21 protein-coding genes are annotated in these 23,956 nt (G+C 67.2%); 10 read left to right on the top strand and 11 right to left on the bottom strand.

Features of this window, described 5'->3' with window-relative positions; translation table 11 throughout:
• Positions 1–489 precede the first annotated feature (489 nt).
• The 3 genes from FAB82_RS11345 to FAB82_RS11335 all read left to right on the top strand — a co-directional run bounded on the left by FAB82_RS11345 (position 490) and on the right by FAB82_RS11335 (position 4,042).
• A complete protein-coding gene (locus tag FAB82_RS11345) occupies positions 490–978 on the top strand; it encodes an AAA family ATPase (protein WP_136534655.1) in 489 nt (162 codons plus the stop codon).
• A gap of 395 nt (positions 979–1,373) precedes the next feature.
• A complete protein-coding gene (locus tag FAB82_RS28590) occupies positions 1,374–1,997 on the top strand; it encodes a response regulator transcription factor (RefSeq protein WP_136534654.1) in 624 nt (207 codons plus the stop codon).
• 833 nt (positions 1,998–2,830) lie between these two features.
• Positions 2,831–4,042, top strand: a complete 1,212-nt coding sequence (locus FAB82_RS11335; RefSeq protein ID WP_136534653.1) for an LppU/SCO3897 family protein — start codon at positions 2,831–2,833, stop codon at positions 4,040–4,042.
• A gap of 67 nt (positions 4,043–4,109) precedes the next feature.
• Here FAB82_RS11335 and FAB82_RS11330 read toward each other — a convergent pair whose 3' ends face one another.
• Together FAB82_RS11330 and FAB82_RS11325 are read right to left on the bottom strand one after the other, a co-directional pair.
• Complete coding sequence (locus tag FAB82_RS11330; protein WP_246039579.1) at positions 4,110–6,131, bottom strand: S9 family peptidase; 2,022 nt, start codon at positions 6,129–6,131, stop codon at positions 4,110–4,112.
• Positions 6,132–6,261: 130 nt separating this feature from the next.
• The gene (locus FAB82_RS11325) at positions 6,262–7,083 is read right to left on the bottom strand and encodes a helix-turn-helix domain-containing protein (protein ID WP_136534652.1); all 822 of its coding nucleotides are present in this window, start codon (positions 7,081–7,083) and stop codon (positions 6,262–6,264) included.
• A 112-nt stretch (positions 7,084–7,195) separates the two neighbouring features.
• On the opposite strand from FAB82_RS11325, the gene FAB82_RS11320 reads away from it, so the two are divergent.
• A complete protein-coding gene (locus FAB82_RS11320; RefSeq protein ID WP_211116534.1) occupies positions 7,196–8,398 on the top strand; it encodes a Gfo/Idh/MocA family protein in 1,203 nt (400 codons plus the stop codon).
• 97 nt (positions 8,399–8,495) lie between these two features.
• On the opposite strand, the gene FAB82_RS11315 is transcribed toward FAB82_RS11320, so the two are convergent.
• Both FAB82_RS11315 and aztA read right to left on the bottom strand, forming a co-directional pair.
• On the bottom strand, positions 8,496–9,467 hold the full coding sequence (locus tag FAB82_RS11315; RefSeq protein WP_136534650.1) for an NAD-dependent epimerase/dehydratase family protein: 972 nt from the start codon (positions 9,465–9,467) through the stop codon (positions 8,496–8,498).
• Between the two features lie 196 nt (positions 9,468–9,663).
• Positions 9,664–10,455: a zinc ABC transporter ATP-binding protein AztA gene (gene aztA / locus FAB82_RS11310; RefSeq protein WP_136534649.1), complete on the bottom strand. Its 792-nt coding sequence runs from the start codon at positions 10,453–10,455 to the stop codon at positions 9,664–9,666.
• A gap of 59 nt (positions 10,456–10,514) precedes the next feature.
• Between aztA and aztB the strand changes: the two genes are divergently transcribed.
• From aztB to aztD, 4 genes are all read left to right on the top strand, one after another.
• Entirely contained in the window at positions 10,515–11,363 is an 849-nt protein-coding gene (gene aztB, locus FAB82_RS11305) for a zinc ABC transporter permease AztB (RefSeq protein WP_136534657.1), read from the top strand.
• 51 nt (positions 11,364–11,414) lie between these two features.
• Positions 11,415–12,521, top strand: coding sequence for a YncE family protein (locus tag FAB82_RS11300; protein WP_211116533.1), 1,107 nt, complete (start codon positions 11,415–11,417; stop codon positions 12,519–12,521).
• Positions 12,515–13,441: a zinc ABC transporter substrate-binding protein AztC gene (aztC, locus tag FAB82_RS11295; protein WP_136534647.1), complete on the top strand. Its 927-nt coding sequence runs from the start codon at positions 12,515–12,517 to the stop codon at positions 13,439–13,441. The genes FAB82_RS11300 and aztC overlap by 7 nt, the downstream gene beginning before the upstream one ends.
• Before the next feature lie 64 nt (positions 13,442–13,505).
• On the top strand, positions 13,506–14,657 hold the full coding sequence (gene aztD, locus FAB82_RS11290; protein WP_136534646.1) for a zinc metallochaperone AztD: 1,152 nt from the start codon (positions 13,506–13,508) through the stop codon (positions 14,655–14,657).
• Between the two features lie 104 nt (positions 14,658–14,761).
• Here the strand turns inward: aztD and FAB82_RS11285 are convergent, their stop codons facing one another.
• On the bottom strand, positions 14,762–15,307 hold the full coding sequence (locus FAB82_RS11285) for a putative glycolipid-binding domain-containing protein (protein ID WP_136534645.1): 546 nt from the start codon (positions 15,305–15,307) through the stop codon (positions 14,762–14,764).
• A complete protein-coding gene (locus tag FAB82_RS27060; RefSeq protein ID WP_168801547.1) occupies positions 15,304–15,453 on the bottom strand; it encodes a hypothetical protein in 150 nt (49 codons plus the stop codon). Before FAB82_RS27060 ends, FAB82_RS11285 begins: the two co-directional genes overlap by 4 nt.
• A gap of 51 nt (positions 15,454–15,504) precedes the next feature.
• Between FAB82_RS27060 and FAB82_RS11280 the strand changes: the two genes are divergently transcribed.
• On the top strand, positions 15,505–16,023 hold the full coding sequence (locus FAB82_RS11280; RefSeq protein WP_136534644.1) for a CGNR zinc finger domain-containing protein: 519 nt from the start codon (positions 15,505–15,507) through the stop codon (positions 16,021–16,023).
• Between the two features lie 268 nt (positions 16,024–16,291).
• Here the strand turns inward: FAB82_RS11280 and FAB82_RS11275 are convergent, their stop codons facing one another.
• Complete coding sequence (locus FAB82_RS11275) at positions 16,292–16,786, bottom strand: hypothetical protein (protein WP_136534643.1); 495 nt, start codon at positions 16,784–16,786, stop codon at positions 16,292–16,294.
• Between the two features lie 351 nt (positions 16,787–17,137).
• Here FAB82_RS11275 and FAB82_RS11270 point away from each other — a divergent pair, with 351 nt between their 5' ends.
• Positions 17,138–18,142 (top strand): hypothetical protein, encoded by a 1,005-nt coding sequence (locus tag FAB82_RS11270; RefSeq protein ID WP_136534642.1) that lies wholly within the window; start codon positions 17,138–17,140, stop codon positions 18,140–18,142.
• 304 nt (positions 18,143–18,446) lie between these two features.
• On the opposite strand, the gene FAB82_RS11265 is transcribed toward FAB82_RS11270, so the two are convergent.
• The 4 genes from FAB82_RS11265 to FAB82_RS11250 all read right to left on the bottom strand — a co-directional run bounded on the left by FAB82_RS11265 (position 18,447) and on the right by FAB82_RS11250 (position 23,865).
• Entirely contained in the window at positions 18,447–19,805 is a 1,359-nt protein-coding gene (locus FAB82_RS11265) for an ABC transporter substrate-binding protein (RefSeq protein ID WP_136534641.1), read from the bottom strand.
• An 84-nt stretch (positions 19,806–19,889) separates the two neighbouring features.
• Positions 19,890–20,786 (bottom strand): carbohydrate ABC transporter permease, encoded by an 897-nt coding sequence (locus tag FAB82_RS11260; RefSeq protein WP_136534640.1) that lies wholly within the window; start codon positions 20,784–20,786, stop codon positions 19,890–19,892.
• Positions 20,786–21,721, bottom strand: coding sequence for a carbohydrate ABC transporter permease (locus FAB82_RS11255; protein ID WP_136534639.1), 936 nt, complete (start codon positions 21,719–21,721; stop codon positions 20,786–20,788). The genes FAB82_RS11260 and FAB82_RS11255 overlap by 1 nt, the downstream gene beginning before the upstream one ends.
• Positions 21,718–23,865: a beta-galactosidase gene (locus FAB82_RS11250; protein WP_136534638.1), complete on the bottom strand. Its 2,148-nt coding sequence runs from the start codon at positions 23,863–23,865 to the stop codon at positions 21,718–21,720. Before FAB82_RS11250 ends, FAB82_RS11255 begins: the two co-directional genes overlap by 4 nt.
• Between the last annotated feature and the right edge of the window lie 91 nt (positions 23,866–23,956).

Genomic DNA, 23,956 nt, shown 5'->3' with positions numbered 1-23,956 from the left:
AGGTCCACCTCGATGGTCGCGCCCGGCGCCGGGAGTTTGGGAACGGCCTGCTCGGTCCGCTGCGCGGCGAGGGCGACCCCCGCGACCGCCACACCCACGGCCGACGCGGCGACCGCTCCCGTCGCCACGCGGCGAACGACCTTCGCTCGTTTCTTCTTGGACATCTTCATCGACGTCTCCCTCCACTGAAATTGCGAAACTGACGCTCCCGAGGCTATTCACGAACCGCAGCCACGTCCCCGAATTGATGAATCCACGCTCGAAAAGACAGCGCTTCTATCGCTCCGAACACTCCTCGACATCGACCACCCCGCCACTTCGGGACATCGCTTAGTTCCGAGCCGTGGTGGCCGAGTGCACCAAGCCGCAGGTCCGACCGGGCCAGTGGTCCCAGGGTCTGGCCACCGGCGTGCTCCACGGCCGCTCGGGAGACCCGGTCGAAGTCGACTAGGTCGGAGGCTGCGGCTAGCGAGTTGATAGCCTGCGCGCATGAAACGGGTCCTCATCACAGGGGTCTCGGCAGTCGGCAAATCCTTGGTCATTTCGGAGCTGTCCGCCCTCGGCTACAAAGCCGTCGACACCGACTACGACGGCTACTGCGCGCCTGGTCCCGACGTCGAGCCGCCGCGACCGACCGCCGAACCCGGTTGGGTCTGGCACGAGGCCCGGATGCGGGGCCTGCTGGAGGTCGAGGATGCCGAGGCGCTATTCGTCAGCGGCTGCGTCCCGAACCAAGGCCGGTTCTACCCAGACTTCGACCGCATCGTGCTGCTCAGCGCCCCGGCGGAACTCGTACGGCAGCGTCTGCTCTGCCGCACCGGCAACGACTACGGCAAGTCACCGGGCGAATTGGAGCAGGCGCTGCGCGACCGGTCCGAGGTCGAGCCGCTCCTGCGGGCGAGGGCGACGTTGGAGATCGTCACGAGTGCGCCACTCCCGGAAGTACTCGAGCGCCTGATCGCTCACGCGCTGAACTAGAACCGGTTAGCCCTCGGGGAGGCGTTGAACGCGAGCGTGGTGGTGCGTTTGCAGTTCAAGCAGTCGGCCTGGGCGAATGCGAAGGATCCGGCCCAAATGTCCGCTGATGATTCGCATCATTCGACCGGCATTGGACATCTCGACGAGGCGGAGCGTTCCCACCACATTGTTCAACCGGTTGCCAGTCCATCCGCGCGTCGTGATCGTCACTTCTGCGCTCCGGGCTCGTTAGGACTTCTATGGCGCGGGGCATGAGTGTTGATCACCAGTCCGGCTGGTCGTGCCCGCAATGGCACGGCCTGCCGCTGTCCGGCGTTGCCTCCACGCCGCCGAATTCGCTCTTCACACAAGGGCGCCAATCGATTGACATGCAAATCAAGAAAGGACACAGTGATGTGAAAACTATTGTGGTCTATGCCAGGACGGCCCACACGGGAAAGCAAATCTCGGCCTGCGCCACCCACATTGGCCTGCCGCAGATAGTCAAAGCGGTGGACTGCATCCCGGCGCTGTTCATTGCATTGCGCCGCGGCCCAGTGGACGTGGTACTCGTCGATGTCGCGCTCGCCGCCCCCGATCCGGTCAAGTTCACCCGGACCGTCCGCACCCGCTACCCCCGCACCGGCGTGCTGTTCACCGGCGCCGCCGATCCCCGCACCGCAGCGACGGTGGCCGCCGCCGGGGCACTGGGCTTCATCAAGGCCCGGTCGGGCGGCGCCGACGACCTTCTCGTGGCGTTCGCCCATGCGATCGTCCTCGCCCGCACCAGCCTGGTGAACACCGCTGGGGACGTGCCGCGACAGCGTCCGCTCCAACCATTGCCGATGCGGTTGTCAGAGCGGGAGGTCCAGGTCCTCGCGGGGTTGACCGAGGGCAAGCCCAACGCCGAGATCGGACGCGACCTGTTCGTGTCCGAGGACACCGTGAAGACCCATGCGAAGCGCCTGTACCGCAAGCTCGGTGCCCGCGACCGGGCGCATGCGGTGGCCATCGCGTTCCGCTCCGGCCTGATCTCCTAGACCCCAAGTCAGCCTGGCGCCGAGTCAGCTCTTCGGGACGCACTGCCGGCAGTACCGACACCGCCCGGCCGCCACAATTATGTGGCCGGCCGGGCTCCTCTGCTATCTCGAAGAATCAACCTGTCGGCTTCGACTCGGATGGTCGAACGCCCTGCGCCAGTGCGTCATGGGCGTGCAATTGTCGGTGCGACGGTGCAGCCGTTGAGCGTTCAGACGGGAAACTGAGCCGCCGATAACGCAGCAGGGCAAGCAAGCTCCCAGGCCACGACAGCCGGCCGCTCTTCCGGTGTCGCCCGCGCCGGGCGTGACCAAATGAAATGGATGTACGAGCGGGCATGGCGCGCCTCCGGTTGGAGATCCTTGTCGGTCCCCGTTGGCACGAATCCGACTAATGAGCACAATCTTCATCTAAGTCGCTAATCTTAGGTGAATGCGACCAATCGCCATGGATCGGTCCCATTGGAACCGACCCTGCTTGAACTCCTTACGCAGCAATGAAACTGGCCAACTCAGCAGAAGCGACCAGTCCACCATCTCGACCACGGAGTCGTCGGCATTGATGCGTTTCATACCCAATTGAGTGAACGCGATAAGGTCGGTGCCGGTCCGCTGGCCGCTAAGACGCAGGGTGGCAGGTAATGCAGCCGGTGACGCCGACCCGGACAAGCAGCCTTTTGTCAACGCCCGCGACCACCGCAGAACCAGCCCATTCATCGGCATCAACGACTATCGCCCGCGCTCTGGCCTGCCTGTTCGCTCAAAAGGCTCAATGAGCGCCCAGAATGAAGTTTCGGTGACTGCGAGGATTTGCGTCGACCTGCCAAAATCGCATCATGGACCCCTATCCCCCCTACGATCCCAACGCGGCTGTCCCCCCGAACGGTGGATCCAACTACGGTCCGAACGGCGCGCCCGCGAACCCCGGCGCGGGCTACGCGCCTGGCCCGACCCCCGCGTACCCCAACCCCGGCGCCAATCCCGGCTACGGCCCGAACCAGGCTCCCGGCATGGGATACGTCCCGAGTCCGGAGACGAGCCATAACATCGGATACCCCCCGGTCGCCCCGCCCGCGCCCGGCCAGGGGCCCTACCCGGGCGGGGGGCCGTACCAGGGCGGCGTCCCCGGTATGGCACCGCAATACGCGCCCATGCCGCCGCAACGCCCGGGGATGCCGGTCGCCGGCTGGATCGGGATCGCGCTCGGGGCAATGCTGGTGATCGGCTTGGGGATCACCGGTGTCGTCGTCGGCCTGGACCGTTCCGAAGCCCCCGGGGACACCGCCTCGGACACCGGCGCCGACTCCGGCGGCGACACCTCGAGCGACGCTTCCGGCTCCGATCCGACCGAGGCGGCCGTGGCGGACCCGGTGGCGGACGCCCTGGTCGGCGACTGCTTCTACGACCACGGCGACGAGACCACCCCGGATCTAGAGGCGACCACCTGCGGGGCCGGGACCTTCGAGGCGATCGACATCGTCGAGGGCACCACCGACCTGTCGTCCTGCGACGGCGTGGCGGCCGTCGACACCGCGGTCTCCTCCACCGGGGCCAACCGCGTGTTGTGCCTGAGCTACACCGCGATCGCAGGCGACGACGCGTACCACGCCCAGGTCGACGAATGCGTCTACGGCTCCTCCACCCCGAGCAGTCCGTGGAACGTCACCGACTGCCAGGACGGTGCGTTCAAGGTCATCGAACGCCTCGAAGGCGAGTCCAGCACCAGCGCGTGCAGCGATTCGGCCTACTACATCTACGGGGTCGGCTATTCCACCGACCAGTCGTATCTGGATGTGACGCTGTGCCTTCAGATGATCTACGCCAGCGGCGACGCCGGATACGCCGAGATCGACGACTGCCTGTCGATGAACTCCGACTACACGTACTTCGAGTTCGTGTCCGACTGCGGCGACGGCAACGTCTACGTCACCGGCCGCACCAATGAGAGCGTCGACTCCGAAAGCTGGTGCAACGGCTGGGGCTGGGCCTACGAGGAAGTCCCCGACTTCCCCGAACTCTCCTACACGCTCTGCTGGGGGTATCTGTAGACCCGGCAGCGACGACTGGGCGGCTGGGGTCGCAGAGTTGCTGGCACGGCGGTTGCGCCACGATCAGTCAGAGTAGTGCGGGCTGCTGCCACTCCTGGCCTAGGACATGGTGGTCGAGGAAGTTCAGCACCGTCTCGTACATGATCCGAGTATGGTTCGGCGCCCAAATACCGTGGCCCTCGTCCGGGAAGTACAGGAATCTGACCGGTACACCGAGCCGCCGCAGGTCGTTGTGCAGGCCCAGCGACTGGCCCACCGACACTCGATAATCCTTGCCGCCGTGCACGATCAGCATCGGCGTCGTCACCTTCTCGGCGGCCAGGTGCGGCGAGTTGGCCTCGTACTGTTCGCGCTGCGTCCGCGGGTCGCCGAAGATCTTCCGGAAATACGCGTGCATGTTCGTGTCGGCCTGGAACGCCTCCAGGTTCCACATCCCGGCGTGCGAGACGATCGCCTTGAAGCGGTCGGTGAGCGTCGCGGCCCGGTTCGCCAGATAGCCGCCGTACGACCAACCGGCCAGACCCGTCCGGGTCGGGTCGAGGTCGTCGCGTGCCAGCGCGGCGTCGGTCAGCGCGATCACGTCACGGTAGGGTTGGCCGCCATATTGACCCCGGCCGCGTTCTTGCATGTGCTGCCCATATCCGGTGGACAGTGCCGGATCCGGCAGCAGCACGGCGTATCCGCGCGCCGCGAACGCCCACGGATTCTGCGACCAGGTCCAGGCGCTCCAAGACATCTGGGGTCCACCGTGCGGGACGATGACGAGCGGCGCTCGGCGCCCGGCCGAGGCGCTCTCGGGCAGGACGAGCCAGGCGCGCAACGGGAAACCGTCGTCCGCCTCGGCGTGGACCTCGGTCAGGGTGCCGGGAAGCGATCCGAGATTCCCGGGGGTCTTGAGGACGGTGGGCTGTTGATCCGCCGCAGCGGCGTCGAGCCTGACCGGTCGCGGTGGGCTGTCGATGGTGCTGCGCAGCGCATAGAGGGTGGACCCGTCCGGGGTCACGCACAGCGAGGCGTAGGCGCCGGAGGCGGTCAGGCGAGTGATCGTGCCGTCGGCGTCGCGGCGGAAGACCGGGCAGTGGCCCCGCTCGTCCCCCGTGAACCACATCGTGCCGTCCCCGGAGATCGGCGAGAGCACCACTCGCCCCGGCCACGGCCAGTTGTCGAACTCCGGCAGCAGATCGGTCTCGTCGCCCGAGGCCAGGTCGAACGCGACGAGGGTGACCCTCCACTCTGAGGTGTAGGTTTCCTCTCGCTGGCGCTGGCAGACCAACTGCGAGCCGTCGGCGGAGAATTCGAGGCGGTAGTACTGGTCGCCGGGACGCGAGAAGGAGCGCTGCTCGGCACCGGTGGCGGCGTTGGCGACCACGACGACGTTCGTGTCCGAGGCGCGGCCGGTCGCGGCGCGCGTGTAGGCCACCAGCGCCCCATCCGGCGAGAGCACCACGTCGCCGCCTCCCGCGAGGCCCTGGCTGCCGGAGTCGACCGGACTCCCGTCGGGGCAGAGGACGAAGGTATGGGGCTCGTCAGGTCCACAGTCGCTGTCCCAGGTGCGGGTCTGATTCGCCTCGTACAGGACCGCGTTCACCATGGCGCGCTGGCGTTCCTGACGGAGTCGTGCATGGCTCTCGGCATTCGTGGCACCTGGCAGCAGGTTAGCGGTGTAGGCGACGGTGCCGGTGTCCTTCGCGACGGCGAAGGCGGAAATGCCGCCGGGGTGATGGGCGATCTGCTCGGCCTCGCCGCGCTCAGGCAGCGCCCACAGCCCCACGGTCTTGGCATCGCCGTCCTGACCGGAGGCGGCGTCATTCGCGTGGTCGGAGAGCACCAGCAGGGTGCCGTCGGCGGTGAAGGTCGGAGCGTGCGCGCCCGGGATGGATCCGGCCGCGAGGCCGCTCTCGCGCTGGCCGGTCGGGTCGACTTCCCACAGTTCCGAGACGTACCTGGTTCCTTCGCCGTTGATCGTCTGCACCGACACGATCAAGCGAGTCCCGTCGGGAGAGAGGACGAGGCCGGTCAGGCGCGGTTGCGCAGCGAGCAGGTCGTGGAATGCGGTGGTATCACTCGGGGCGTGGACCATGGTGGTCATCCTGCCCACTGCGTCCGATATTCGAAAGGGGCCGTCAACAGACAGTGGGGAGGCTCTCAAGCAACGGCACCTCCAGGAGCCGCGAAAGGCTCCCTTCTTGGCTCCCCCACGGCCTCCGGCGGCGTCGGCGTTATCGGTGCTGGCGGCGGTAGGCGGCGGGAGGGACGCCGCATTCAGCCTTGAAGGCGGCGTAGAACCGACTGACCGAGCTGAAGCCCGAATCGGACGCCACGGTCGCGATCGGCAGGTCGGTGGTGACGAGCAGGCGCCGTCCCTCGGCCAGGCGGCACCGGGTGAGGTAGTCGATGATCGTGGTGCGCACGATCTTGCCGAAGTGCGTCATCGCGTAGCCCGGGTGCAGGCGCGCCGTGGCGGCGACATCGGCGACCGTTAGCGGTTCGCGAAAATGCTCGGCGATGTGCCGGGCCATCGTGACGACATGGCGAAGCGCGGGATCGCCTCCGGAGTACCGGCGCACCGGAGCCTGCGGTGCGTCCAGCGCGAGGCGCCGAACCCGCGCTTCGACCTCGAGCAGCAGGATGCGGCGGCGTTCAGGTTGCGCGCTGGACAGGTCGGCGGCCCACTGGGTGAAGTTCGCGGAGTCCGATGCCATTGCCGCCGGGGGCGGGGCGATGAGCGGCATCCCTGAGAGCAGGCGACCTACCAGTGCGGTCGGCAGGCCCCAGCCCAGGAACGTTGCGAACGGCACGTGCACCCAGTGCGCCCGGGTCGCGGCGTTCGCGACGAGCTGGTGGGGCACGGCCGCCCAGAACGCAGCCACCGATCCCGGGCCGATCTCCACGGGCTCGCCGCCGAACAGGTAGAGCATCGTGCCGCCCTCGGCGACGAAGTTGATCTCCAGGTCGTCGTGCTGGTGGGCGGTGTCCATGAGGATCGGGCGCCCGGCCCACCCCACCAGCTCCGGCGGGGAGATCTCAATCTGAGAATCCAAGAAAGACTCGTTCCAATCGGTGAAGACTTCTCCGATCGGAACTTATACGGTGATGCCGCAGCGGTCGGCACTGGTCACGACCGATCAGCCTCGATCACCAAGGAGTCTCCCCGTGTTCGCAATCGGCATCGTCGGAGCCGGGCAGTTCGCCGGCGCATTCGCGAAACTGTTCAACGCCCACCCCGGAATCTCCCGCGTCACCGTCACCGACCTCCTCCCCGACCGCGCCGCAACCCTCGTCGGCGAGCTCGGCCTGGCAGGGGTGGCGGACGACTTCGACGCGATGCTCGACTCGGACGTGGACGCCGTCGCGATCTTCACCCAGCGGTGGACCCATGGGCCGCTAGTGGTGCAGGCGCTGCGTGCGGGCAAGCACGTCTACTCCGCCGTGCCGATGGCCTTCACGGTCGAGGAGATCGCCGCGATCATCGACGCCGTCAGGGAAACCGGCCTCACCTACATGATGGGAGAGACCAGCTTCTACCACCCCGCCACCGTGCTCGCCCGGCAAAAGGCCGCCGAAGGCGCGTTCGGGCGCCTCTTCTACGCCGAGGGCGACTACGTGCACGACATGGACCACGGCTTCTATGCCGCCTACCAGTACAGCGGCGGCGCCGACTGGAAGCGCACCGCCAGCTACCCGCCCCTGAAGTACCCCACCCACGCCATCGGCGGCGTACTCGGCGCCTGGAACACCCACGCCGTCAGCGTGAGCGCCATCGGCGTGCCCGATCAGCGCGGCGACGGCGTGTTCGACAAGTCCGTCAGCATGTTCGCCAACGACTTCTCCAACGCCACCGCGTTCTTCGAGACGGCCGACGGCGGCAGTATGCGCACCAACGAGTTCCGTCGCGTAGGCCTCGCCGGCGGCGTCCCGGAGTCCCGGTTCACGTTCTACGGCAGCGAGGGCATCCTGGAGCAGAACTCCCAGTCCACCCTCTGGCACGAGCGGTCCGGCCCTCTGCACGACCTCTCCGACTTGGTGCGTCCTGGTTGGGCGAGCGGCGCCGACGACCCGGTGCTGGCCAGTGTTGACCCGAAGCTGCACGACTCCTTCATCTCCGGACACGCTCCCGTGCACGACACCTCCGGGCTCCCGGTCGAGTTCAAAGGTCTCGGCAACGGGCACATGGGCAGCCACCAACTGCTCGTGCACGACTTCGTGACCGCCGTGAACGATCGGCGGCTGCCGAGCGTGAACGCCTGGGTGGCCGCTCGATACACGCTGCCTGGCATCGTGGCCCACGAGTCCGCACTGCGCGGCGGCGAACGACTCCGCATCGACGACTTCGGTGACGCACCCGGCCCCGCCTAGACCTGGCGCGCGCTTCGGTCGGCGCGAACCGACGTCGAACCCTCGCCTGATCTGATGCCGCGCCCGGCCCGCGACCACCGCGGGCCGGGCGCGACCGTCAGACTGCCAGCGGGCGCTCGACGTCGATGCGGCCGTGCTCGATGAGCCAGCGCACCGACTCCAGGATCGCGGCGTCCGGCTCGTAGGCGGGCGCGTATCCGAGCAGAGTCCGGGCCTTCTCGATACTGCACACCTGGCTTCGGGAGAGGTGCTCCCAGCTCGTGTCGGCGTGCTCGGCGGTCGTACCCGACCGGAACTCGTCCCAGCTCACGCTCTCCAGCGACGCCTCCTGCCCGAACCAGGAGGCCGCAGCGGTTGCGAGGCCGCGCACGTTCATCGCGGTCGGGGCTACGAGGTGGAAGTCCTCGCCGCCTGCCGCGTCCCGATGCTCGATCGCCAGCGCGAAGCCCTGCGCGACGTCGTCGGCGTGGACGTGGTGCATGTGCTCGGCGCCGATCCCGGGGATCCGCAGCGTGCGCCCCGACGAGAGCGTGCGCCACACCTCGGGGTCGAGGTTGCCCAGCGGCCCGATCGGGTGCCAGCCGGGGCCGACGATGTGCCCGGGGTGCAACGATGTCATGACCAGCCCGCCGCCCGTGGTCTCTTCCTTGAGCATCCGGGCAATTCGGTCCTTCTGGATCCCGTACTCGCCGAACGGGGCGGTGCCCTCGCCTTCGACGATCGGCGCACGTCGGCTGAGCCCGTAGCGCCAGATACTGCCGCAGTGCAGCAGGTGCCCGGTCCTTCCGCGCAGCCGCTCCAATAGGGCCGCAGCGGATTCGGGGGTGAAGCACACCAGGTCGACAACGGCGTCGGGCCGCAGCGCGGCCACGGTATCCCCGAAGACGCCGTCGGCGTCCTCCTGCTCGCGGTCGGCGGTGACCTGCCGGACCTGCTCCCACTCGGGCGCGTCCGCGTAGGCGTTCCGCTTCCCGCGGCTGATGTTGACGACCTCGTGTCCCGCACGCACGAGCCGAGGGACCAGGTACGTCCCGATGTGGCCGCTCCCGCCAATGACGACGATCTTCATGGTGGTCCTCCCCCTTCGGGCCTGATCCGGCTAGCCCATTGTCGCGCATAGAAGTGCGGTCTACCGGAAGAGGTCGGCGACAGTGACCTCGAGCGTGCCCCGACAACTCACCCGTGAACAAGACGATTGCAAAGCGCTGGTCGAACTCTTTGATTTCGTGAACAAGAAGGGTAAGGCGATGGCCTCGCCGCGCGCCTCACCGACAGTGGGCTGCTGCTCGTGCAGCGCACTTGACACCTGGACCTCCGGCGCGCCGAGGGACTTGGCACGCGTTCGCAAAGCGGCAACCCCGACCAGTAGCAGCAGTGGGCGACCGCATTTCACGCCATGACCACCGCACCCGTAACTCGGTGATATCGATCAGGAGGCGGCCGTTCGACAGGGTTATGTGGTGATCGGCCTTTGCGGCGTCCTCAGGATCGTGGGTGGCGTGCACGACCGTCACTCCTCGGGCGCTTTCCTCGGCCAGGAGGGCGGCGATCTGCTCCTTGGCCTCGGCGTCCAATCCGGTGCAGGGCTCATCCAGCACCAGCAGGTCCGATTGCTGCGCGAGCCCTTGCGCCAGCAGGACCCGCTGACGTTGACCGCCAGAGAGCGTGCTCAGTCGACGATCGGCGAGGCCGGTAACGCCGAGACGGTCCATGCACAGTTCGGCAATGAGGCGATCTTCTCGGGTGAGGCGCCGCCATGCTCCTCGGTGCGCCCACCGGCCCATCGCTACGGCCTGCCGGACGGTGATGGGCAGCGCGTCCGGGACCTCGCTGCGTTGGACCACCAGGGCGGCCCGGCCCGAATGCGATCGCCGCAGCGACCCCGACGCCGGCGGGTGGGCGCCGGAGAGGACGCCGAGAAGCGTTGACTTTCCCGATCCATTATGGCCTGTCACCGCGGTGACCTGGTGCGCCGGAATGGAAACGGTCACGCCATGCAGCACGGTCGTGGCGCCGTGGCGCGCGCTCACCTGGGTCAGTTCGATCGAGTTCGACATGTCGGGTATCACTCTTCAGCATATTGGAAATGAAAACGATTATCATTATAGTTCTTGCCGTGGAATGGTTGACCGATCCCTTCGAGGTCGGCTTCGTGGCGCGGGCGCTATGGGGCGGGCTGCTCGTCTCTGCGATCTGCGGGCTGGCGGGCACCTGGGTCGTGCTGCGCGGCATGGCCTTTATGAGCGACGCCATGGCGCATGGCATGTTGCCGGGAGTCGCGATCGCCTCGCTGCTGGGCGGAAGCCTCCTGCTGGGGGCCGCCCTCAGCGCGGTCGCGATGGCCCTGGGAGTGACGGCGCTGTCCCGTGCCCCTCGACTGTCGCAGGACACCGGCATCGGGCTGCTGTTCGTCGGCATGCTCTCGGCGGGCGTCATCATCGTGTCCCACTCCCAGTCCTTCGCCGTCGACCTCACCGGGTTTCTGTTCGGGGACGTGCTGGCGGTGCGAAATATCGACCTGGTGGTGCTGGCCGGGGCGCTGGCGGTAGCACTTGTGCTCACCGTCGCATGTCATCGATCCTTTGTGGCGCTGGCATTCGACCGACGAAAATCCATGACCCTCGGGCTGCGGCCCGGCCTGGCCCAAGGACTGATGTCGGCACTGCTGACCCTGGCGATCGTGGCGTCCTTCCATGTGGTGGGCACGTTGCTGGTCTTCGGCCTTCTGATCGCGCCGCCCGCGGCGATGTCCCTGTGGGCGAACCGGATTCCGACGATCATGCTCGGCGCCGCCGCGATCGGCGGGACGGCCACCGCCTGCGGACTGCTGATCTCCTGGCACTTCGGGACTGCCGCCGGTGCCACCATCGCCGGGTTCGCCGTCGCATGCTTCTTCGTCTCCGTACTGGCCACCTTGGTTCGCGATCGATTCCATTCCCCCATAACACTCCTGAAAGGACATTGAATGCCGCTTGCGACGAGAGCCCGAGTGGCCGCCGTGACCGCTGGATGCGCATTGCTCGCGAGTTGCTCCGTCGGCTCCGGCGCACCGCCCGGTGAGGACCAGCCCACTCCGCACGGGTACGTCGAGGGCGCCGAAGAAACCGCCGAAGCGCAATGGCGCCTTGTCATTGCCGAGGCCGACACCGGAAATGTCCACATCCTCGACCCGGTGACGGAGGAGTCGACCAAGATCGCCACCCTCGACGGGGCACGGGCGACGGGAACCGACGGCCGCTTCGTCTATATAACCGGCACAGCGAATACCCAGATCATCGACAGCGGGGTCTGGACCGTCGACCACGGTGACCACGTGCACTACTACATGACCGAGCCGGGTTCGGTCGGACAGATCGACGGCGCCGGATTCACGCCGGCCGGCGATCCGGCCGTGACCGTCCTGAACTCGGAGCAGGAGGTGCTGTCGCTCGACCGCGAGTCTCTTGAAGACGGCGAGGAACCGCAGACCGGCGAGGTGGGAGCGCAGGCCGCTCTTCCGTACGACCAGCGACTGCTGGCGGTCGACGACGGCACCGTCCGGGTGCTGGACCGCGACGGCACGGTTGCATCCGAGCTCACCGAGTCCTGTCGGGAACCGCAGGCGCAGACCGTCACCAGGCGGGGCGCCGTGTTCGGCTGCCGGGACGGCGCACTGCTGATCACCGGTGAAGAGGACCTGACCGCGGAGAAGATCCCCTACCCCGACGGCGGCATCGACGGCGGCTTCCACCACCGTCCTGGCACCTCGATGCTGGCCGCCCACAGCCGGACCGGCGAGGTACTGGTACTGGACATCAAGGAAAGGCAGTGGACGCAGATCGAGGTCCCCGAATCGGTCGCGGTGAGCGCGACCGGCGAAGACTCCCCCGTCCTCGTACTCACCGAAGACGGCGTGCTGCGCTCCTTCGATCCCCTCACCGGTGCCGAACTCGCCCGAATCGAGCTGATGACCATTGCCGACGGCGCTTCGCCGCCGACGATCCAGGTCGACACCGCCCGCGCCTATGTCAACGATCCCAGCGGCCAAGCGGTCTACGAGATCGACTACCGGGACGACCTGCGTCTGGCACGAACCTTCGACCTGAACTTCAAACCCGATTACATGGTGGAGACGGGATGGTAGTCACGTTCACCCGACGCGCACTGGTGACGTTGTCGCTCTTGGCCGCCGCCGCATCATCGAGTTGCGCGGCCTTCGACTCCGACCGATCCGGAATCGTCGTCACCACGAATATCCTGGGCGATATCACCCGGAACGTGGTCGGCGACCAAGCCGAGGTGACGATGCTGATGGCGGCGGACGCCGATCCCCACTCGTTCGGCGTCTCAGCACAACAAGCCGCCTCGCTTGAACAGGCCGAACTGCTGATACACAACGGGCTGGGCCTCGAGGAAGGCGTCATCAGTCATGTGGAGGCGGCCGTAGGGACCGGCGTGCCCGATCTGGCCGTCGGTGAGAGCGTCGACCCGATCGATTACACCGCCGATGAGACCGCAGGGCAACCCGATCCTCACTTCTGGACGGATCCGGTGCGGGTGCGGGAGGCCGTGGACGTCATCGCGGACCAGGTGATCGAGCAAGTCCCGGGAGTCGATGCCGAGCAGATTCGCGCCAATGCCGACGAGTACCGGTCACAGATCGATGATCTGCACGACAGCACCACCGAACTGTTCAGCCGGATTCCCGACCAGCATCGCAAGCTCGTCACCAATCACCATGTCTTCGGTTATCTGGCCCAGCGCTACGACTTCGAGATCATCGGCGCGGTCATTCCCAGCGGCACCACACTCGCCTCGCCCAGCGGGTCTGATCTGAAGGACCTGGCCGACGCCGTCGCCGAATCCGGCGTGCCCGTGGTGTTCGCGGATTCCTCGCAACCGGACCGACTGGTCCAAGCCATGGCCGAAGAAACCGGTGTGGACATCGAGATCATTCCACTGTTCACCGAATCGCTCACCCGGCCCGAAAACGGCGCCGGAACCTACCTGGAAATGGCCCGAAGCAACGCCGAAGCCATCGCCGAAGGCCTCGGCGGGCAATGACGAACACTCTTTCCCCCCGCACGACAGAGCGGGCCTGCCCGTACCCGTCAACAACAAGGAAGTGATGCGCATGAGAATTCGTACCCTAGCGGTGCCTTCGCTACTGACCACAGGACTATTGCTCGCGGGATGTTCCGCAGCCGCCGAGGACACCTCGGAAGAGGAGTCCGTAGAGGTCACTGATGCCGTCGTCGTCACCTATGACGGAGGCATCTACGTACTCGACGGCGAGACGCTGGAGGTCGTGGAGGACATCCCCCTCGAAGGGTTCAACCGGCTCAACCCCGCTGGCGACGGACACCACGTCCTCGTGTCGACCTCGAACGGATTCCGGGTTCTGGACGCGGTGGCGGCCGACTTGTCGGAGGACGAGTTCACCGCTCCCGAGCCCGGCCACGTCGTCAACCACGCCGGCGTCACCGTGCTGTTCTCCGACGGCGCCGGAGAGGTCACCATCTTCGACCCACAGGATCTGGGAGACGGACTGCCCCAGACCCAGACCTACACCACCGAACACCCGCACCACGGTGTCGCCGTGCAGTTGGAGAACGGCGAACTGCTGGTGACCCACGGAGACGAGGAGACTCGATCCGGGATCCAGGTCCTCGACACCGACGGCAACGAGATCGCGCGCAGCGAGGAGTGCCCTGGGGTGCACGGCGAATCGGCCGCCTTGAACGAGGCGCTCGTCGTCGGCTGCGAGGACGGAGTGCTGATCTACCAGGACGGTGCCATCACCAAAGTCGAGAGTCCAGACGACTACGGCCGCATCGGCAACACGCGAGGGCATGAAGACTCGCCCTTCATTTTCGGTGACTACAAAGTCGACCCGGAGGCCGAGCTGGAGCGTCCTGAGCGAGTGTCGATCATCAACACCGAAACCGCCGAACTGGAGCTGCTCGATGTGGGGACCAGCTATAGCTTCCGGTCGCTGGCCCGCGGTCCCCAGGGCGAGGGTCTGCTGCTGGGCACCGACGGTGCGCTCCACGTCATCGACATGGAAAGCGCCGAGGTCGCCGAGTCATTCCCGGTGGTCGACGCATGGGAGGAGCCGATCGAATGGCAGGAGGCCCGTCCCTCCGTCTTCGTACGCGGCGACACCGCTTACGTGAACGACCCGACGACCTCGAAAATCTACGCAGTGGACGTCGCATCCGGCGAAGTCACCGCAGAGACGGACCTGCCGAGCCCGGCCAACGAGATGACCGGGATCTGAACGCGCACCCAGAGGCCGCCCGACCGCCGCAGGCCTTCCCAATGAAGCCTGCGGCGGCCCCATTAACCGGAGACGCACGCGAAGGCCCCGGCTCGCCAGAGCCGTTATGCGGTCGGTTGCTCCATCGACCAGAGGTCGGGGTAGTCGGTGACGAGGCCGTCGCGGTCGATGGCCAGGTCGGCACGGAAGGTCCCCGACTCATAGCGGTATCCGGTGTCGAGGCGGGTGTAGCGCTGGTCTGCGGGCCCGACGGTCAGCTCGGGCTCGGGCAGGATGTAGACGACGTGCAGGTCCGCGGCGACACCGGACGCGAGGCCAAGGCGGCGGATGGGCAGGGTGTTGGTGAACGGCGTCAAGGCGATGTCGACATCGATGCACTCGGCCAGGTCGAGGCGCTCGCGGCCGTTGACGAGCCAGCGGCCGGGCTCGTCGCGGGTGAGGGTCGTGCGTTCGCGGCGGTGGTGTTCGAGGGTGACCGCGCGGGTGCGCCAGGCCCGGTCGCATTCGATCCGGTAGGCCAGCCGGATCGGCTCGCCCTCGGGTGCGGCGAGGATGAGGCCGTCGGCGACGACGCCGTCGTCGCCGACGCGCAGGTCGAGGTGCTCGCACCCGGGCCAGTTCCGGGCGGTCCACATGATCTGGCGTCTCATGACGCCTCCGGCCTGCGGCGGACCCGCAGGTCCCAGGTCCCGACGAACTGGCCGAACAGGGCCAGGCCCGGTCCGAGTTCGGGGTGGGATCCGACGGCGAGCAGTCCCGCGAGCGGCGACGAAGCATCATGATAACCGCCTATCATGATGACAGGTTAACACGAGTGCGTGATGGTGTATACCGATATCATGATTGAGTGGTTAACACTTCAAATGGTCAGGAGGCGCCGGGCACGCTCGAATCGGTGCGGACGCTGCTCAACACCTGGCTGGTCCCCAATGACACGCGCCGCGCCGAGGACCGCTTCGACGCGTACGCCGACCAGGCCCGCCTGCCCCGCACGCGGCGACAGGAACTCCGAGCGCTGCGCGATGACCTCCGCCGTGCCGTGGAGGGAGCCGCCGACACCGCGGCGATCGTCAACGACTGGGTCGACCGCCTCGAAATCCGCCCCCGGGTCGTCGACGACACCATCGCGTTCACCGATCAAGGCGGCCCCGCTGCCGGTCACGTCGCGGCCGTGCTGGAGGCGATCGCAGACAGCCGCTGGCACCGGCTCAAGGCGTGCCCCGACTGCCGCTGGATCTTCTACGACCACAGCCGCAACGCCAGCAAGCGCTGGTGCCTGATGACCGCCGGCGGACCCGGCGGACGCTCCTGCGGCGGCATCGCCAAGGTCCGCGCCCACCGCGAACGCAACCGCGCCACAAGGTAACCACCGCCCGACCATCCCCTGGCGACACAGCGCCGGAACACGACCAGAGGCGGCTCGCCAACGCGTCGACTCAAGATGCAAGAAGCTCAACGTATTCGAGCGAATAGCGACGGATTCCGTCGAGGATGACCGGCGCTGGCGCACTCGTCGCGACTGTTGCCCTTATCGCGCCGCCCTCGTGTGCGGCGGACCAGTCGGCCAATGTGTGGAAGGGAACGGGTGGCAGGGATCAGTCGTGGACAGTGCCAACGGCCGTCGTGTGGGAAACTCAGGCGATCCACGACGGGTCGTCCGCACTGAATCCGAGGCTGCCCGCGCTGCGGCTTTCCGAGGACCCGGGCCCGTCGGAGTCCGGATCGGAGGGGCCGCCGAAAGGCCCTACGTTCGAAGCGGCGTCCAGTTGCGGTGCGGGCACCTCCTGCGGTACGGGGGCGCCGCCAGCGGGATCGTCGCCTTCCGCAAATGCCGGGACGACGGCCAGACCCGTCGTCAGCGCGAACGCGCCGACGAGGACTGCCGCTTGTTGATAGCTGTCGACACCGATACGGCAGGCGCGTGTGACCAAGGGGCCTACCCGATATCCTGCGGCTTCGATGTAGCTACGGCACGCGCTGGAAGTCTGCGTCTGGACGTCCCCCTGCGCCATGACCGACTCGACGGTCACCTCGTCGGTGTTCACGGGGGTCGCCGAGGCCGTTGACGTCCCGGCGATTGAGACTGCCGCGATGATCGCGGCGAGCATGATCAGGATGCGCTTGCGCATTACGTTCCTCCTCTGATGCTGGTCGGCCCGCCGACGGTTGCGGTTAAGTGTCGGGATGACTCCTGGGCCGGTCTGCGAAGAGGTTGACGTCTGCCGCCACGATTCGGCCACGAGTTCCCCATGGGCGGCTGGTCTCGAGCCGTGTCCGGGATCTGGGGCTGGCTCAGTTCGAAGAGTGGCAGGTCTATCTGCTCAAGGTCGCCACCGCCAAGAAGCAGGTGAAGGGCTAGGACTCGCGGCAGGTCGCTTCGTGTCGGTGCCGGTATCCTTGGCTCGGATCGCCTCACCACCCCTCCCCTGAAAGCGCTGATCATGCAGCCCCGCTATGTTTCCCGGCGCTCTCGTCGACAGATGATGACGGCTGCCCTCGTTGGAGCGAACTTCTGCTTGATCGCGGTGGTCTCGATGCAGGTCGCCGGATACGTCTGGTGGCACGGCGTGTTCTCCGAACTCGCCGCATGCACGTTGCTCCTGGCAGCGGTGGTGCTGGTGCTCGTGTGGTTGCGGCTCCAGTGGCGACTGGACCGCGCCCGTACAGTTCGAAGGCTTGCCAAGAGCGAGCTTCCCTTCGCCGAGACTGCCGCACGGCGACTGTTGCGGCGGCGGGCGTTCGCCGTCCACAGCATGATGCTCCTCGGCGTCTGCGCCGTCTTCGCGCTCGTCAGCGGCACACTCGGTGATGACCCCGCTTGGCGCGCTCTCATCGATGGCGACCCCGGGATCAGCCCAGTAACCATCACCTCGATTGGCGAAGTGGAGAAGTCCAGCAGCCGGCGCGGTCCCCGGTACAGTTTCGAGTTCACCGGCTCCATCCCGACGAGCACGAGTTTCCATTTGGTCAATGACCAGATCAGCACGAAGGTCGATCCGCGCGGAACTGACAACTGGGACGGCCTGGTGTGGGCGGTCTACGACTCTGACGATGTCAGCAGCGGCATCGTGTTCGTCGACTCCTACTCTGAGGCGGTCCAGGTCACGAGGTTTCCCCTGACTCCGGTGCTCGGGTTCGGTGGGTACGTCCTCATCCTGCTCTCGGCCGCCGCGTTCTCGAAGCCGCCTTCGAAGTGGATCGCCGAGGTCTCCGAGGGAGGCCGACTCGCGTACTACCGAGGGAATGTGCATCGACTGTGCCGAGCGGACATGATCATCCTGGGATTCCTCGGCCTTGTTGCCGGAATCGTCTACCTGGGTTGCTCGCTGCGGCTGGTGCCGACCACCGGGTTTACCGATGAGCTCTTTGACGCCGCATCGACTGGTGTGTTCGTCTACGGCATCGCGATGCACATCGTGGCGCTGTTCATCGCGAACTTGCTGGCCGACTTGGCTATTGGCGACGCCAGAGTCCCGCTCCGCTGAGGACTTGAGCCTGAACGCTTGCGAGGATCGTGTGCGGCTGCGTTTGTTGAAAGGTTTGTGCCCGATGGGCTGTGGGAGATCACCGAGCCGCTGATCCCGGCCTCCCCGAGACGCGCGCAGGGCGGTGGCATTCCCATTCAGCCGAGATTCGCCGCGCCGGGCGTGAGTCGGCGGTCAAGCGCCGAATGCTTTCGTCCCGATCTGCCTCCGCAGCGGGCGCCCGCGATGCCCGCGACTTGCGGTGGTCGGGGGATCCCGATGCCGATCGGGACCCCCTGCGAACGTCGGGATCACCAGACACCCCCTAGTTCACCTTGAAGCCCTGCGACTCCCCATAGGTCACCAGCGTCTCCTGCCAGGCCGTCAGGCCGGCATTGAGGTCGCTCAATTCGGTGTAGGCGGTGCCGACCGTGTCGGGGAAGACGCTGTTGGCGTACACCTGGTAGGGCAGGTACTCGAATCCGGGGACCACGTTCTCGGACGCGGCGACGAGGACTTCGTTGATCTTCTGCCCGCCGAAGTACTCGGGCGCCACGCTCAGGAACTCCTCCGAGGTGAGGTCGGCAGTGGTGGAGGGGAAGCCGCCGCTTCCGAGGAACACGTCGACGCTCTCCTCGGAGCTGTTCAGCCAGCGCAGGAACGCCGCGGCGAGCGCCGGGTCCTTGGACTGCTTCAGCACCGACTGGGCGCTGCCGCCGTTCTCGGCGGTGGCGGGGCTGCCGTCGTAGCTCGGGACGGGGGCCACGCGCCAGTCGCCGGCACCGTCGGGGACCGAGCCTTCGAGGATGCCGGGCATCCAGGCGCCGATGATGAGGCTGGAGACGGTGCCGTCCGACAGGGCCTTCCACCAGTCGTCGCTCCAGGTCGAGATCGGGGCGAGCAGGCCGGGCTCGAGCATCTGGTTCCACATGTCGGCCCAGCGCCTGGTGCCCTCGTCCTGGAGGTCTATCTTGACGTCGGTTCCATCCACTGTGTAGGGATGGCCGCCGGCCTGCCACATCAGCGGTTGGGCGAAGCCGGGGTCGCCGGCGTCGTTCGTGAGGTACTTGCCCGGGTCGGCGGCGTGGAGCGCCTGGGCCGCGGCGACGTACTCGTCCCAGGTGGTGGGGACTTCGATGCCGAACTCGTCGAACACGGCCTGGTTGTAGAGCATGACCATGGGTCCGGAGTCCTGCGGCAGGCCGTAGATTCCGCCGAGGTTGACCGCGCCCCAGGTCGAGGCCGTGTACTGGTCCTCGAGGTCGGCGAAGCCGTACTGGGTGAGGTCCACGAGCGAGTCGGACAGCGAGAACTGCTGGAGCGCGTAGTACTCGATCTGGGCGACGTCCGGTGCGCCGGAGCCGGCGGCGACGGCGTTCTGCAGGGCGGTGTACTCGTCGGTGGCGGTGCCGGCGTTGACGACCTCGACCTCGACATTCGGGTACTGGTCCATGAAGGCCTTCGCCTGGTCCTCGCCGGAGGGCGTCCAAGTCCAGTAGGTGAGCTTGCCGCCTTTCTCCAGAGCGGCGTCGAGGTCGGCGGGCTTGCCTGCGGCGGCTTCCTCGGTCGAGGAACCGCAGGCGGCGAGGGCGCCCGTGGTGAGTGCGGCGGGGATCCCGGCGAGGATCGTGGTGAGTGCGGCGGGGATCCCGGCGAGGATCGTGCGCCTCTTCAAGTTGGTCATGGTTCGGTTTCCTTCACTCCGTTGTGCCGGGTGCGTGAGCACCCGTGGTGGTCCGAGCTGGCCCAAGGGGTCGGCGCTCGGTGTTCAGCCCTTGACGCTTCCGGCGCTCAGGCCGGACTGCCAGAAGCGCTGCAGGACGATGAAGATCGCGACGATCGGGACGATCGTGAGGAGCGATCCGGTGAGGACGAGGTTGAAGATCGGCTCGGCGGCGACGCCGGAGGCCTGCTGGCTCCACTGGTTGAGCCCGACGGTGAGCGGGTACCAGTCGGGGTCGCTGAGCATGATGAGGGGCAGGAAGTAGTTGTTCCAGGTCGCGACGATCGCGAACAGGGCGACGGTCACGATGCCGGGCGTCAGCAGTTTCACCGAGATGGTGAGGAAGATGCGCAGTTCGCTCGCCCCGTCCATGCGTGCGGCTTCGAGCAGTTCCTTCGGCACCGATTCGAGGGTGTACACCCAGATGAGGTAGAGCCCGAAGGGGCTGATGAGCGAGGGGACGATGATCGCCCACGGCGTGTTGGTCATGCCGAGCTGGCTGAACAGCAGGAAGGTCGGAACGGCCAGGGCGGTGCCGGGGACGGCGATCGCGCCGAGGACGACGGCGAAGTACGCCTTGCGGCCGGGCACGGCGTATTTCGCCAGTCCGTAGCCGGCCAGTGTGGCAAGCAGCGTGGCGCCCCCGGCGCCGACGACGACGTACAGGAGCGTGTTGCCGAGCCAGCGCAGGAAGATGCCGTCGTTGTAGGCGAAGGTCTGCACGATGTTGTCCCACAGCGCGAACGAGTCGCCGAAGGCGAGGCCGGACCCGGAGAACAGGTCGGGCTGCGTCTTGGTGGCGTTGATCGCGAGCCAGCCGAGCGGGACGAGCGCGTAGGCGAGGAACAGGCCCATGGCGATGGTGAGCCCGATCGACTTGCGGGGCTTGGCGACCGATGAAGGCCTGCGGACCCTCGGGTTGATAGTGCGGTAGGTGGACATCAGCGGTCCTCTCTGCGGGTGCCGCGGAGCTGGACCACGTAGGCGATCACGGCGGTGATCAGGCCCATGATGATGGCGATGGTGGCGGAGTAGTTGTACTGCTGGCCCGCGAAGCTGAGGTTGTAGGCGTACATGTTCGGTGTGAAGTAGCTGGTGATCACGTTGTCGGCCAGCGGGTTCAGCACGTTCGGTTCGTTGAACAGCTGGAAGCTGCCGATGATCGAGAAGATGGTGGCGATCACGATCGCCCCGCGCGCGGCGGGGAGCTTGATGGCCTTGACGACCTGGAACCGGGTCGCGCCGTCGATCTCGGCGGCCTCGTAGAGCTCATGCGGGATGGTCTTCAGGGCGGAGTAGAAGATCAGCATGTTGTAGCCGACGAACTCCCAGGTGACGATGTTGCCCAGCGAGGCGAGGATCCACTTCGGCGCGAACGGCGTGATGAGGTCCGAGCCGAGGAGTCCGTTGAGGTCGGCGGCGAGGCCGAACTGGTTGCCGTAGATGAATCCCCACATCAGGACCGCGACGACGGCCGGGACCGCGTAGGGCAGGAAGATCACCAGGCGGAACAGGCCGCTGGCGTAGAGGCGGGCGCTGTCGATGGACAGGGCGGCGATGAGCGCGAGGAGCAGCATGACCGGCACTTGGACCAGCAGGAAGAGTCCGACTCGGAGGGCGCCGTCCCAGAACTGCGGATCGGCGAGCGCGGTCCGGTAGTTCTCGAGTCCGACGAAGACGTTGCCGCCTACGAGCCGGTTCTGGAACAGGCTCAGCCACAGGGCGTACGCCAGCGGGGCGATGAAGACGAAGACGAAGACGAATGCGAACGGGCCGACGAACTGCCATCCGCGCCAGTCCCTTCGCACTCGGCGCGGCCCCGGCCGCGGCCGGCGGAGGCGCTCCGGCGCCTGCGCGTGCTGTTTGAGGGCGGTCATTGGGGAAGGGTCCTTTCAGGGGTATCGGCGCTTGCGGCGGTCCGGGCGGCGGTGAACGCGCGTGTCGACCAGGCCTCGAGTGCGACCTCGGTGCCGGCGGGCAGGAGTTCGCCGGTGACCGCGTCGGTCACGGCGCGGGCGAGCGTCAGGTTCTGCGGTTTCCAGCCCCAGTTGAAGGTGAACCAGGTCTGGCGCCCGTCCGGCACGGTTCCCGAGGACACCGTGATCGGTGCGGCGAGGGCACCGGCGAGTTCGTCGACGGCGGAGGCGGGAGCGGCCCATTGGACGAGGCCGCGGGCGAGGCCGGGGGTGGGGACGGTGCCGACGACGGTGATCCGGCCGGCCCCGGCCGCATTGGTGGTGACGGCGGGGAAGTCGCCGAACCGGGGGTGCTCGTAGCGGGCGAGGGTCTCGGCCCCTTCGGGGATGAGCCCGTCGATCCACCAGAGGGCGGCGGCGTCCTCGTCGAGGTCCAGGATGCCGGTGCCGGTCACGGGGACCGGCTCTTCGAGGTTCGAGAACTCCTCGTACCGCACGCCCGCGGCCTCGCCCACGATGGCCGGCGCGACCGCGACGCGGGCGCGCGCCTCCTCGTCGGCGTAGCCGGTGCGGACGCCGAGGATCAGGTGTCCGCCGAGTTCGGCGTATTCGCGCAGCAGGGCGAGCTCGGCGTCCGTGGCGATGTAGACGCCCGCGGCGACCAGGACCGGGAAGCGCTCGGCGAGTGCGGCCGCGCCGAGATCGGCGGCCTGGTCCAGGTGCATGACGCGCGCCTGGCGTCCGGCGTCGATCACGCCCCGGTGGAAGGCGGAGACGATGTGCTCGTAGGACTCGTCGTCCGATTTGCCCTCATCGGACAGCGGCGGCATGAACTGCATCGCGTACCGGCTCGGGTTCGACCACAGGACGGCGACGTCGCAGTCGGGCTCGTAGCCGTCGAGGGCGGTGCCGAGCTGTCGCAGCTCTGCTCCGAGCTCTGACAGCTCGGAGTAGACGCGGCCGGGCACCAGGCTGTGCGGCAGGATGCCGCCCCAGTAGGTCTCGGCGCCATAGGGAAGGGTGTGCCAGTGCCAGTACTCGATCATCGCCGCGCCGCGCGAGATGAAGGCGTAGGCGGCCTGCTTGAGCTGGCCGGGGTAGGGCGGGAAGTTGGCGTCGGCCGTCCCGATCGCCTGCGCGTTGGTCTCGGTGACGAGGTAGCGCGCCTGCTTCGAGGAGTACATCCGGTCGGCCTGCCCGAACAGGCCCGCGACCCCCGTGGTGGTCCAGTCGTTCGGCTGCTGCCGCTCCTTGAGGGCGTCCAGGTGGTCCTGCATCCCGTAGTAGGGGTTGCCTGCCGCGATGTCCAGGACCCGGCCCAGCCGCTCGTCGTCCAGCCCGCGGCGGGGGTACTGGAGACAGGTGGTGACGAACTGGCCCTCACCGCGGTACTGGTCGACCAGGTCCGCCTGCCAGCCGATGAACTCGGTGGTCTGCTCCGCTTGGAAGCGGCGCCAGGCCAGGTCGTACTGGGGGAAGGTGTTCCCGTCCGGGCGCCACAGCTCGGCCCAGTCGTCGATCCGGTGCGACCAGTAGGTCAGGCCCCATTCGCGGTTGAGGGTCGCGACGTCGCCGTACTGCTGTTTGAGACCGCGCACGAAGCGGGTGAACACGCCGTGGTTGTGGAAGAGCTCGAGGCCCGGTTCGTTGTCGACCTGGAAGCCTATGATCGCGGGGTGGGTGGCGTACCGCTTGAGGATTTCGCGGATGACGCGCTCGGAGTGGAAGCGGAATCCGGGGTGGGTGTAGTCGACTTCTTGGCGTGCGCCCCAAGGGATCCGCTCGCCGGTACGGCGCTCTGCCGCGATCTCGGGGTAGGCCGTCTGGAGCCACGGCGGGACGGCGTAGGTCGGCGTGCCGAGGATGACGCTGATGCCGCGGCGGTGCGCCCCGTCCAGGACCGGCTCCAGCCACTCGAGATCGAACTCGCCGTCACGCGGCTCCCACGTCGACCACACCGACTCCCCCACGCGGATCACCGTGAAACCGGCCGCCTGCATGAGGTCGAGGTCCTGGTCGAGGCGGTCCGACCGGTGGTACTCGGCGTAGTAGGCCGCGCCGAAAAGCACTCCGGGGGGAGGCGACGCTGGGGGACGTGACGACATCTTGTGATTGCTCCATTGCTGTTACCAGTGTGGTGAGTGAGAACACTAACCCGTAATGTTTTCGAAAACAAGACGAATCTAGCACTATGTT

The organism is Glycomyces buryatensis (assembly GCF_004912275.1).
GTDB lineage: Bacteria > Actinomycetota > Actinomycetes > Mycobacteriales > Micromonosporaceae > Glycomyces > Glycomyces buryatensis.
This window is presented reverse-complemented; position numbering and strand designations above follow the sequence as displayed.

Excerpts from the sequence above, each read along its gene's own strand:
- FAB82_RS11345 (WP_136534655.1), top strand. The coding sequence starts at position 490 with ATGAAACGGGTCCTCATCACAGGGGTCTCGGCAGTCGGCAAATCCTTG.
- FAB82_RS11335 (WP_136534653.1), top strand. The coding sequence starts at position 2,831 with ATGGACCCCTATCCCCCCTACGATCCCAACGCGGCTGTCCCCCCGAAC.
- FAB82_RS11330 (WP_246039579.1), bottom strand. The coding sequence starts at position 6,131 with ATGACCACCATGGTCCACGCCCCGAGTGATACCACCGCATTCCACGAC.
- FAB82_RS11315 (WP_136534650.1), bottom strand. The coding sequence starts at position 9,467 with ATGAAGATCGTCGTCATTGGCGGGAGCGGCCACATCGGGACGTACCTG.
- aztA (WP_136534649.1), bottom strand. The coding sequence starts at position 10,455 with ATGTCGAACTCGATCGAACTGACCCAGGTGAGCGCGCGCCACGGCGCC.
- aztC (WP_136534647.1), top strand. The coding sequence starts at position 12,515 with ATGGTAGTCACGTTCACCCGACGCGCACTGGTGACGTTGTCGCTCTTG.
- aztD (WP_136534646.1), top strand. The coding sequence starts at position 13,506 with ATGCGCATGAGAATTCGTACCCTAGCGGTGCCTTCGCTACTGACCACA.
- FAB82_RS11285 (WP_136534645.1), bottom strand. The coding sequence starts at position 15,307 with ATGAGACGCCAGATCATGTGGACCGCCCGGAACTGGCCCGGGTGCGAG.
- FAB82_RS27060 (WP_168801547.1), bottom strand. The coding sequence starts at position 15,453 with ATGATAGGCGGTTATCATGATGCTTCGTCGCCGCTCGCGGGACTGCTC.
- FAB82_RS11275 (WP_136534643.1), bottom strand. The coding sequence starts at position 16,786 with ATGCGCAAGCGCATCCTGATCATGCTCGCCGCGATCATCGCGGCAGTC.
- FAB82_RS11270 (WP_136534642.1), top strand. The coding sequence starts at position 17,138 with ATGATGACGGCTGCCCTCGTTGGAGCGAACTTCTGCTTGATCGCGGTG.
- FAB82_RS11265 (WP_136534641.1), bottom strand. The coding sequence starts at position 19,805 with ATGACCAACTTGAAGAGGCGCACGATCCTCGCCGGGATCCCCGCCGCA.
- FAB82_RS11260 (WP_136534640.1), bottom strand. The coding sequence starts at position 20,786 with ATGTCCACCTACCGCACTATCAACCCGAGGGTCCGCAGGCCTTCATCG.
- FAB82_RS11255 (WP_136534639.1), bottom strand. The coding sequence starts at position 21,721 with ATGACCGCCCTCAAACAGCACGCGCAGGCGCCGGAGCGCCTCCGCCGG.
- FAB82_RS11250 (WP_136534638.1), bottom strand. The coding sequence starts at position 23,865 with ATGTCGTCACGTCCCCCAGCGTCGCCTCCCCCCGGAGTGCTTTTCGGC.